A 5,656-nucleotide genomic window follows, 5' to 3' on the forward strand; every position below is an offset into this window, starting at 1 on the left:
GTCTCGCCCGGCGACACGGTGTACCTGCGCGCCGGAACCTACACCTACACCGCCGGTGTCAACACCTGCGCCAGCCGGCAGGACACCGTCAACGCGATCACGCTGGACAAGAGCGGGACGCCGCAGGACCCGATCCGCTACTGGGCCTATCCCGGCGAGAAGCCGGTCTTCGATTTCTCCGGAATGACCGACGACTGCCGCATCAAGGGCTTCAACGTGACCGGCAGCTGGGTCCACCTCAAGGGACTCGAGATCCGGGGCGTACCGCAGAACAACAACCTGAACCACGAATCGTGGGGCGTCTGGATCTCGGGCAGCCACGACATCTTCGAGCAGCTCGACACGCACCACCACATGGGGCCGGGACTGTTCATCCACGACGGCAGCGACAACCTGGTGCTGAACACCGATTCGCACCACAACTACGACCCGCTGACGTCGAATGGCGCGGGCCAGAGTGCCGACGGCTTCGGCGCCCACATCTCGGCCAACCATCCCGGCAACGTCTTCCGCGGCTGCCGCGCCTGGTGGAATTCCGACGACGGGTTCGACCTCATCAACGCCTACTCGCCCGTCACGATCGAGAACTCCTGGGCCTGGCTGCAAGGCTACCTGCCCGGCACGACCACCCCGGTGCCTGCGGGCAACGGCAACGGCATCAAGGCCGGCGGCTACGGCGGCGTGTACGTCGACAACGCGGTGAAGCACACGGTGCGCTTCTCGGTGGCCTTCAGCAACAAGGCGGCCGGCATCTACGCCAACCACCATCCGCTGGCGAACGACTATTTCAACAACACCAGCTACGGCAACCACCCCGACTACGACATGCTCGGTATCCGTGCGGACGGGGCGGCGGTGGGGCTTGGCACGCTCAGGAACAACATCGCCTTCACGGGCATGCTGCTGTCCCATGTCGACGGCACCGACGCCCAGTTCAACTCATGGAACCTGGCCGTGACGCTGTCCGATGCCGAGTTCCAGAGCGTGTCGACCGCCGGATGGGATGCGCCCCGGCAGGCCGACGGCAGCCTGCCCGTGCTGCCGCAGCTGCGCTTGGCGCCGACCAGCGGCCTGATCGACAAGGGCGTCGACGTCGGGCTTCCGTTCACCGGAAGTGCACCGGATCTCGGAGCGTTCGAGCGTTGACGAAGGAAGGTGGCTCAGAATCCGGACTCCACCTCATCTGAAGGAGTCATCGGCATGCCCGTTTTCAGCCCGGCGCAGTTCGTGAGCGAGGTCAACCCGGTCGAAGGCTCTTCGGAGCCGAACCAGACGCTGTGGATCAGCGAAGCCGGCGCACTCACGCAGTTCGGTGCCTTCATCGAAGTCCTGCAACCGGGGTGTCGGTCGTCCATCAAGCACTGGCACAGCGCCGAGGACGAAATGGTCTATGTCCTCGCCGGCGAGATCACGGTGGTCGAAGGCAGCACCGAGACGGCCATGCGTGCCGGCGACGCGGCCACCTTCAAGGCCGGCGTCGCCATCGGGCACTACCTGGAGAACAGGAGTTCCGGCCCGACGCGATGCCTGGTCGTGGGAACGCGAGCCCCCGTCGATCGAATCACCTACCCGGACCACGATCGGGTCTGTCTGCGTGATCGCTCGCTGCCGGACGACATCTGGACCGATGCCGCAGGTCAGCCTGCCGAATCGAGGCTCGCGCTGGTGAACGCCGGATAGGACGCCGGCTTGTAGTTGTTGAGGTTGCCGAGGAAATTGTCGTCACGCAGCGGGATGCTGGCCGAGCCGTAGTCGAAGGCATCCAGCTTCGCGCGCATCTGGGCGTTGCTCAGGCCGTCGCCCCAGAGCACCTGCCAGCTGACGATGTTGGGCGTGACGAACCGGCCGTAGCCGTTCTCGGCGACCTCGCCCGACTTGGCGAAGCGCATCGCGTGCGTCAGCGCGCCATCCTTGTGGTAGACGATCTTCAGGTGGCCGTCCTGCTGGTCCAGCGTGCCGATCTCCTGGTTGTAGAGCTTGCCGTGCGCGCTGTAGCCGCCATGGGTGACCACGCCGTTCTTCGTCCAGACGGCAGCGTGCTCCCAGTCATGCCGGTGGCCGCCGCCCAGCGCGCTGATCTGGTCCTTCAGGAAGTACAGCGCGTAGAAGTGCCCGCAATAGATGTCGCCGCCGCTGCGGACGCAGGCGTGGCGGTGCAGCGTGTTGGACGTGTCCAGGAAGTTGCCGGGCCGGCAGCCGCCGGTGATGCTGCCGGACGGCTTGAGCCCGCCGTTCTGCTGGCCCTGCCGGCTGATGCCGGCGCTGGGCAGGCAGCCGTCGGTATCGAAATCGAACACCGGGTAGCTCGCGCGGATGTCGACGTTGGCGGGCAGCGCCGCGTCCAGGCGGTAGAAGTCGTCCGCCATGGCGGTGGCGGCGAGCAGCAGGCCGAGGGTCGCAGTGCAGGCAGTTCGAATCATGGTGCAGGGCAGGGAAGTGGAGAGGCTCCCATGCTGGCCGGCAACTGTGTCGTCGACATGACGCGACCCGTGGCGACCCGCGCTAGAAGCCCATGCGCTTCAGGTCGAACGGCAGGAAGGCCTGGCCGCTGCGGTTCTTCACGCTCGGCAACTGCGCGACGCGCTCGCGCCATTGCAGCAGGGCGCTGTGTTCTGCTGGCACCCCGAGCCCGGCGGCGTCGGCGAACATCAATCCGGCGAACAGCGTGATGTCGGCCATCGAGAAGGCGTCGCCGGCCAGGAAGTCCTGGTCGGCCAGCACGTCGTCGAAGTACTTCATGCCGGCCTTGGCTTTCTCGGCTTCACGCTGGCCCATCTCGGCGCGGCCCTGCCAGTCGGGGCTCTTGAAGGCCTGCAGCGCATCACCCAGTCCCGGCGTGGCGTGGTGGAAGTACAGCCCGACCGGGTCCAGCACATAGGCCTCGGCGCGCCGCTGCATCATGTGGATCAACGCCTTCTCGCGCGGCGTGCGGCCGGTCAATGTCGGCTTGCCGTCGAGGTTGTCGAGGTATTCGGTGATGGCGGTGGACTCGGAGATGAACGTGCCGTCGTCGAGTTCGAGCACCGGCAGCACGCCCGATGGGTTCTTCGCGAGGAAGTCCGGTTGCTTGTGCTCGGCGCCGATCAGGTCGACCGGAACGAACTCGAACTGCGCGTCGAGCCCTTTCTCCGCCAGGACGATGCGGATGCGGGCGGGGTTGGGAAAGCCGGGGCGGTCATGGATCTTCATGGTGAGGTTTCAAATCAGGTTGATTGACTATCTATCGATCGATAGGTAAGCGGCGGACTGTAGGTGGAGTGATGCTCGTTGTCAATCTGATCTACTGATAGGTAGTGTGATAAAGTGAGCCCATGAGCACAGACCCGCGCACGGACACCCGAGAGAGCATCCTGCAGGCGGCCCGCTTGGTGGTGCAGGCGCACGGCTACAACGTGCTGAGCTTTCGCGAACTGGCGAAAGAGGTCGGCATCAAGAGCGCCAGCGTGCACTACCACTTCCCGACCAAGGGCGACCTGGCGGCCGCGCTGGCGAGCCGGTATGTCGACGAGGCGGTTGCGTTCCTCGACGAGCTGCGCGCCTCGTCCGCGGACCACGGGCAGCGGATGGAGGCCTACACCGCGATCTTCCGCAGGGCGCTGGAGAACGACAACCGCATGTGCCTGTGCGGGATCCTGTCGGCCGAGTACCGCGACCTGCCGGATGCCGTGCGCGTGGAGGTGGATCGGTTCACCTCGGTGAACACGCGCTGGCTGGCCGAGGTGCTGGCCGAGCGGCATCCGCGGAAGAACCCGCTGGACTTGACCTCCCGGGCGCTCGCGATCTTCGCGGCCATCGAAGGCGCCCAGCTGGTCGCCCGGGGGCGCGGCGACGTGAAGGTCTTCGACGAGATCGTGTCGGCCTACGCCGCGGCGGGGCTGTTCGACTGAGCTGGTGTTCGGTCGTTGATCGAAAGGTCGTCAACGGGTAGCGTTACCCAACCTGACTTCCAGCTGATCCCACGGGATGTCGCAGCGCTCGTGTTGTTCCGGCCAGTCTCGGGGATCCACCAGGAGGTCCTCGGGCGAACCCACATGCAGTGGACGACCGGATGATTGGCTGCTGAGCACGTATCCGCTCTTTGGCGCTCTGACGAGCGTGAGCATGGACAGCGGCTTGAATCTGCTGGTCAGCGGATCTTGTCCGTCGAGGCCCAGCGTCTGGCTCTCATGGTCGTAGACGGCGAGCACGTTGTCCGAGGCACTGCGGAGCATGTAGATCAGTCCGCCGTGCTCCGGCTCCTGAAAGCGTTTGGCCTCGGCGAACTCATACCGTTCTTCGATCACCTTGGAACTTGCCAGGTCGTCGCGCAACAGGGGCCGGTGGTCCGTCAGGGATCGAGTCCACAGGACGCTCGACGTGACGGCGTAGAGCGCACAGATCGGGACGGCCAATCCGATGACCCACCGCGATGCGGAGCTGTACAACCCGAKGTCGACGGAGAGTGCCTTTCCAAGGGCCCAGCCGATGACGAGCCAGATGACGACAACGCTCAGCAGGCTGGCCGCCCACAAGACAAAGGCGTTCTCGGCACCATGCTTCCAACGGGTCGCAGCCGAAGGCAACCTGACCAGCAGGCTTTCAATCGCCGCACGCTCCTCCACGGTGGCTTCGCGCAGGAGAGTCTGGTCCTGCATCGGCAGGTCCGTCATGACAGCGAGGGCTCCCGGTCGCGCTCGGGCTGCACACCCAGCGGCAACACGGACAGCGTGACGCCGTCCAGCGTGAGCACCAGGCCCAACTGCCCGCCCACCTGCACGACGCTGCAGGCGGTCGCGGGCGATGTCGATGCAGCTTCGACGGCCATGGCAGGCATCCCCATCGACGCGTTGACCGGCGGCTGGCGCAGCAGCGCCCACAGCGTGTGCGGATCGCGCAGCTGCAGCGACTGCAGGTACACCCGGAAGACGGCCTCTTCGCCCGCGGCCGGTTCGGGGCGAGGCCGCGATTCCGCTGCGCGACCCGCTTGCCGCAGCCGCAACAGCGCCCGCCGCAACTGCTGTCGGCTGCCGGGTTCGGACCTGCCGCCGGCCCGCGCGATCTCGGCGTGGTCGATCTCGAACACCTCGTGCAGCAGCACCGCGGCGCCGTCTGCCGGCGTCAGATGGGCCGCGAGCAGGCGCAGGGCCTGGGCCGCCTCTTCCGCCAGCGCCGCATCCATCTCGGCCGAAGGCGAGGATGAGGACGAGGCCGTGTCGCCGGCGTTCATCTCCGCCTCCAGCCAGTGCTGCATCCATTGGCGCCGGCGCAGGCGGTCGATCGCCAGGTTGCGCACCACGGTGAGCAGCCAGGCCTGGGCGGCGTTGAGCGCTTCGGTGTCGGCCTCCAGCGCACGGACGTAGGCGTCCTGCACGGCATCCTCGGCGTCCGCCGGGCCCAGCAGGCGGGTGGCTGCGCGCACCAGCCGACGGTGGTCGGCATCGATCAGGGCTTGCTTGCGTTCGTCGTGCATCGGCGCAGCTTGCCACAGCCCGGCCACGGGTCGGTGTCACGCCAGCCTCGCCTCGTTCGTCAAGGCAGTTCAACCACGAGGATCCCACGATGGAAACCCCTGACACCGTGTCGCCCTCCGGCGCCACCGAGCCCCGCACCTCCTACCTGGAGGAGAAGGCCTTCAAGGCCCGCACGCTGCTGATCTTCGGCACCGTCACCGACGTGA

Annotated in this window: 7 protein-coding genes and 1 pseudogene; 4 read left to right on the forward strand and 4 right to left on the reverse strand. The window is 66.5% G+C overall.

Going from position 1 to position 5,656, the window contains the following annotated elements; genetic code table 11:
- The coding region (locus tag AC1D12_RS22850; protein WP_477843047.1) for a right-handed parallel beta-helix repeat-containing protein at window positions 1-1,146 on the forward strand (1,146 nt) is incomplete at its 5' end.
- Between the two features lie 81 nt (window positions 1,147-1,227).
- On the forward strand, window positions 1,228-1,680 hold the full coding sequence (locus AC1D12_RS22855) for a cupin domain-containing protein (protein WP_477843049.1): 453 nt from the start codon (window positions 1,228-1,230) through the stop codon (window positions 1,678-1,680).
- Here AC1D12_RS22855 and AC1D12_RS22860 read toward each other — a convergent pair.
- Both AC1D12_RS22860 and AC1D12_RS22865 read right to left on the reverse strand, forming a co-directional pair.
- Window positions 1,638-2,420, reverse strand: a complete 783-nt coding sequence (locus tag AC1D12_RS22860; protein ID WP_465112273.1) for an NPP1 family protein — start codon at window positions 2,418-2,420, stop codon at window positions 1,638-1,640. The genes AC1D12_RS22855 and AC1D12_RS22860 overlap by 43 nt on opposite strands.
- An 82-nt stretch (window positions 2,421-2,502) precedes the next feature.
- Window positions 2,503-3,189 (reverse strand): glutathione S-transferase family protein, encoded by a 687-nt coding sequence (locus tag AC1D12_RS22865; protein ID WP_477843051.1) that lies wholly within the window; start codon window positions 3,187-3,189, stop codon window positions 2,503-2,505.
- Window positions 3,190-3,311: 122 nt separating this feature from the next.
- On the opposite strand from AC1D12_RS22865, the gene AC1D12_RS22870 reads away from it, so the two are divergent.
- The gene (locus AC1D12_RS22870) at window positions 3,312-3,887 is read left to right on the forward strand and encodes a TetR/AcrR family transcriptional regulator (protein WP_477826464.1); all 576 of its coding nucleotides are present in this window, start codon (window positions 3,312-3,314) and stop codon (window positions 3,885-3,887) included.
- Window positions 3,888-3,917: 30 nt separating this feature from the next.
- On the opposite strand, the gene AC1D12_RS22875 is transcribed toward AC1D12_RS22870, so the two are convergent.
- Both AC1D12_RS22875 and AC1D12_RS22880 read right to left on the reverse strand, forming a co-directional pair.
- Window positions 3,918-4,649: a hypothetical protein gene (locus tag AC1D12_RS22875; RefSeq protein ID WP_477843053.1), complete on the reverse strand. Its 732-nt coding sequence runs from the start codon at window positions 4,647-4,649 to the stop codon at window positions 3,918-3,920.
- Window positions 4,646-5,449: a sigma-70 family RNA polymerase sigma factor gene (locus AC1D12_RS22880; RefSeq protein WP_477826462.1), complete on the reverse strand. Its 804-nt coding sequence runs from the start codon at window positions 5,447-5,449 to the stop codon at window positions 4,646-4,648. The genes AC1D12_RS22875 and AC1D12_RS22880 overlap by 4 nt, the downstream gene beginning before the upstream one ends.
- 89 nt (window positions 5,450-5,538) lie before the next feature.
- Between AC1D12_RS22880 and AC1D12_RS22885 the strand changes: the two are divergent.
- Window positions 5,539-5,656, forward strand: a pseudogene (locus tag AC1D12_RS22885) (ATP-dependent Clp protease proteolytic subunit); the annotation flags it as partial.

It is taken from the genome of Rhizobacter sp. P1_G5 (assembly GCF_056405435.1).